Consider the following 332-nt stretch of genomic DNA (forward strand, 5'->3'; position numbering starts at 1 on the left):
GTGAGCTAAATATACCCTGGTGTGGGCCCGCGTTGAGTGGCTCCACATCGCCATATCTGGCGATCATCTGATGGTTGACCGAGAGCGCCAGCCCGGCGTTATCCTCATCGCTATACAAGGCATCGCGCAAATGGATGTCGCTGATACTGACAATGACTCTCACCTGCGCCGAACGCGTGTGATAGATCAGCACCGGCCGCTTGTTAACCATCATCCTGGCGGGCAGCAGCTGCAGCAGCTCATCAGGCAAGGATTCCGGATGGAGCGTCAGTACCCGATTGCCCGGCAGCGACGAGCACCACACCAGGCCATCTTTTACCAGCACGATCGTG

1 pseudogene is annotated in these 332 nt (G+C 57.8%); it reads right to left on the reverse strand.

The annotated features are described in order from the left end of the window. Nucleotides 1-271 (reverse strand): annotated as a pseudogene (locus CWM53_RS20340) (cyclic diguanylate phosphodiesterase); the annotation flags it as partial. Nucleotides 272-332: the final 61 nt, after the last annotated feature.

The organism is Klebsiella sp. A-Nf5 (genome assembly GCF_002810545.1).
GTDB lineage: Bacteria > Pseudomonadota > Gammaproteobacteria > Enterobacterales > Enterobacteriaceae > Klebsiella > Klebsiella variicola.